Source organism: Streptomyces sp. NPDC052036 (assembly GCF_040680495.1).
Taxonomy (GTDB): domain Bacteria; phylum Actinomycetota; class Actinomycetes; order Streptomycetales; family Streptomycetaceae; genus Streptomyces.
Window position 1 is genome coordinate 1 of sequence record NZ_JBFAWW010000104.1, and the last position, 3,438, is coordinate 3,438.

3 protein-coding genes are annotated in these 3,438 nt (G+C 62.8%); 1 reads left to right on the plus strand and 2 read right to left on the minus strand.

The features are described from left to right. Positions 1-38 precede the first annotated feature (38 nt). Positions 39-320: an acyl carrier protein gene (locus tag AB0L95_RS41925; RefSeq protein WP_365171901.1), complete on the minus strand. Its 282-nt coding sequence runs from the start codon at positions 318-320 to the stop codon at positions 39-41. A gap of 76 nt (positions 321-396) precedes the next feature. Continuing rightward, positions 397-2,121 carry a fatty acyl-AMP ligase gene (locus AB0L95_RS41930; RefSeq protein ID WP_365171903.1) on the minus strand — a complete coding sequence of 575 codons (1,725 nt, stop codon included), beginning with the start codon at positions 2,119-2,121 and terminating at the stop codon, positions 397-399. An 886-nt stretch (positions 2,122-3,007) separates the two neighbouring features. On the opposite strand from AB0L95_RS41930, the gene AB0L95_RS41935 reads away from it, so the two are divergent. After that, positions 3,008-3,205 carry an MbtH family protein gene (locus AB0L95_RS41935; RefSeq protein ID WP_365171905.1) on the plus strand — a complete coding sequence of 66 codons (198 nt, stop codon included), beginning with the start codon at positions 3,008-3,010 and terminating at the stop codon, positions 3,203-3,205. The last annotated feature ends 233 nt before the right edge of the window (positions 3,206-3,438 follow it).

Here is a 3,438-nt window from a genome sequence, read left to right on the forward strand (position 1 = left end):
GGGCACCATGCCTGCCCGCATGCGCGAATAGCTGTTATCTATCGTGCGGATTGCACTGGTTCGCTGATCAGATTCTCGGCGTACTCGACCAAGGCATTGATGGTGGTGTACTTCCAAGCGGCCATCTCGTCGATCTTCACGCCGAGATGGTCCTCGATTTCGGCGATGATGCTCATGCTGTACACCGAGTCCATGCCGTATTCTGCCAGCTCAAGTTCCGGGTTGATATTCTCCGTCGGCAGTTCAAGATAGTATGCAACCCGCTCGATAAGCCACGCCCGGATCTCATCTGGCGAGCTGTCACGGTGCACGGTTGTCACAACGTAATCCATTCTCTGGGCTGACATGGCGGACGGACGAGTGTGGAAAAGTACGGCTGACTGGTCTCTTCCTCGGTCAGTCGTTCTTCAGATGGACGAGCAGAGCGTCGGTCAGTTCCTCGTGGAGCGGCTTCAATGCGGAAGCTGCGAAGAGCTGCTTCATCAGCGAGCGTTGGATCTTGCCGCTTGTGGTCTTGCGAACACGGCCCGGTCCGACGAACACGACACTCGGTAGAGGGATGCTGAACTCGCGCACCAGGGTTCGCTGGATGTTCCTGGCCAATGCACGGTAGTCGTCTTCGGTCAGGCCGCGTGGTCTGATCTCCTGGACCACTACGACCGACCCCTCGGGCGCGTCCAGCAAGAGGACCGCGCCGGCGCCGGTGTTCAGCCGTGGATCGACGGCACGGACGGTCTGCTCGAGGTCGTGCGGATAGAGGTTGCGCCCACGGATGATCAGTACTTCCTTGAGGCGACCGGTGATGTAGAGCTCGTCCTCGTGGATCACGCCGAGGTCCCCGGTGCGGAAAAAGCCGGTCTCGTCATCGATGCTCTGATTGAACACCTCGGCGTTCAAGTCGGCCTGCTCCCAGTACCCCTGGGCTACGCTCTCACCCCGTACCCAGACCTCACCGACCTTCCCGTCCGGTAGGGCCGCATGCGTCTCGGTGCCCACGATCCGCACCCGTGACCGATCCACCGTTCCGCTGCCGACGAGCTCGCGCCGCCCTGGCCCGGGATCCGCGGGAACGAACTCTCCTCGGGCCAGCCGCTCGGCGTCGACCGTCGTGATCGCGGGTCGGCTGTCGGCACGTGTCCCGGTGACGAGCAGGGTTGCCTCGGCCAGGCCGTAGCACGGCAGGAACGTCTCCGGCTCGAAGCCGGCCGGCCCGAATTTCTCCTCGAACTTGGCCAGAGACTGTGCCTGAACCGGTTCGGCCCCGTTGAAGGTCACCCGCCAGCCCGACAGGTCCAGTCCGCGGATCTTCTCCTCCGAGACGGTCCGCACGCACAGGTCGTAGGCGAAATTCGGTGCCACGGTGAAGTCGATGTTCAGCTCGTCGAGGAGCTCCAGCCAGCGATAGGGGCGCCGGAGGAATTCGGTCGGCGAGGTGAGCACGGTGCAACCGCCGAGGTAGAGCATCCACAACACCTGCCCGATCAGCCCCATGTCGTGGATGACCGGCAGCCAGCCGAAGGCGCGACTGTGCGGTCCGCCCTCCGCGCACTCACTGATCAGCCTCATGTTGCTCAGCAGGTTCCGGTGCGTGATCATGACCCCCTTGGGGTCGCTCGTCGAGCCGGAGGTGTACTGCAGCAACGCCAGTGTGTCCGGGGTCAGATCCGGCACGGCCAGGCTTGCAGCGAGGGCGGAGTCCATGGTGCGGACCCCGCCGCAGGGCAGTGTGGTCCCGATCCGGTCGACAAGCCACCGCTCGAGCTTCGGAGCGCCGCTTGCATCGGAGAGCGCGATGGCGACCTGAGCGTCTCGGACGATCTTGCTTACTCGGTCCTCTGCGGAGCTGAAACCTTCAGGCATGGGCGCCGGCACGGCGACCATCCCCGCATAGAGGCAGCCGAGGAAGCCGAGGATGAAGTCCAGGCCCGGAGGAAAGCACAGCAGTACCCGGTCTCCTGAGGCGCCGCCCTGCTTGGTGAGCCAGCCGGCCACGATGCGTGCCTGCGTGTCCAGTTCGCGATACGAGAGTGTGTCAGTGATCTGACCGTCACTCATGTCCCGGATGTAGGCGAACGCCTCGCGATTGCCGTGGGCGTCGGCCTGTTGCTGTACGACGTCCACGAATGTGCTGGCAAGCCGCGCTTCCAACTTTGCCTCCAAGCCTTCCTTCGGTGCTGGGTGGCGTTGCTCTGGGATGGTCGAGAGTTTTTGGTCGTGCTTGAGCGGGACGGATCAGTCCAGCATCTGTGCATCCAGTGACCCGGGGGTTAAGCGCGGGGTAGCGGCTGAGGCGTGCGCTCCGGCGGTCCACCCCAGTGAGTGGACGGACATGACGCCTCTTTGCCGCACGCCCTTGCCGGGCGAGGGATTGACCGGCCTCCGCTAAAAACCCAGCGTGCCGGACGAACTGACGAACTGACCGTGTGTAGAAGCCCCGAGGGGAGCGTACCCGACGGTCAAGGTCTTCGCTGCCGCGGGAGGTATTCCCGTACCCCAACCGCTTGCGACTTCAGCCGCTGTGTCGCCCCGTCAGCTCGATCAGCGGCCTGGTTCATTCAGGCACGCAACGCGCGCGAATCAGCACACCCTGAATGAGTTTTGCACTTTCTTTGCAAGGATGAAATGGGACATTTGCGCCGGAAAGGTGGTTGACGGTGTGCAGTGCAAGTGTTTGGATGGCTTGGCGTCAAGTGATCGCCGCGACCCATTGGTAGCGGACGTGACGAATTGCACGGGGGATGTGTGTTTGCTGTGTCTTTGTATGTCGGATTCTCTCTGACTTCACTCGCACCGTCATGGGGAAGAGCGCCTTCCCATGCGCGCCTTCGCACCGGTGTGTGAACTCGTACCTGCTTCCTGCCTACTCCAATCGCTGTATCGACAAGGCAGGTTCTGAGGTATGAGTGATGCCGCGTTGTGCACCTCTGCCCTCAAGTCACGGCCCTAGTGGGTCTCGTTAGCGTTCTCGCCATCCAAGTAGCCGCGAAACGACTGTGAGGTGTCCCGGATGTCGAACCCCTTTGAGAAGGAAGACGGGAAGTACGTTGTCCTCCGCAACGAGGCTGGGCAGCACTCGATGTGGCCCAACTTCGTTGAGGTACCGCCTGGTTGGGTCGTCGTTCATGGTGAGGACTCCCGGCAGAACTGCCTCGACTACGTCGAGCGCTCCTGGACCGACATGAAGCCTCTCGCCCCGGCTGAATAAGACCTTGGCACAGCCATGCCCCTGCCCGGGCGGTCTCGGGAACTGTTCGTCATCTGGTTGCAGCAGGCAGAAGCGGCGTGCTGTCCCTCGGTAGAGGCGTGACCAGGTGTCGCGCAGCTGCGTGACGTTCGGCGGCTCGGGCCCTCTCGGGTCGGTCACTGCGAGGAACCAACCACCAAGCGGATCAAGCCAGTTCTTCTCCGCGGGCTGACACGGGAGGGCTCTTACGACGG

Bases quoted from the DNA above. Each gene is read 5' to 3' on its own strand.
- AB0L95_RS41935 (WP_365171905.1), top strand. From the start codon at position 3,008: ATGTCGAACCCCTTTGAGAAGGAAGACGGGAAGTACGTTGTCCTCCGC.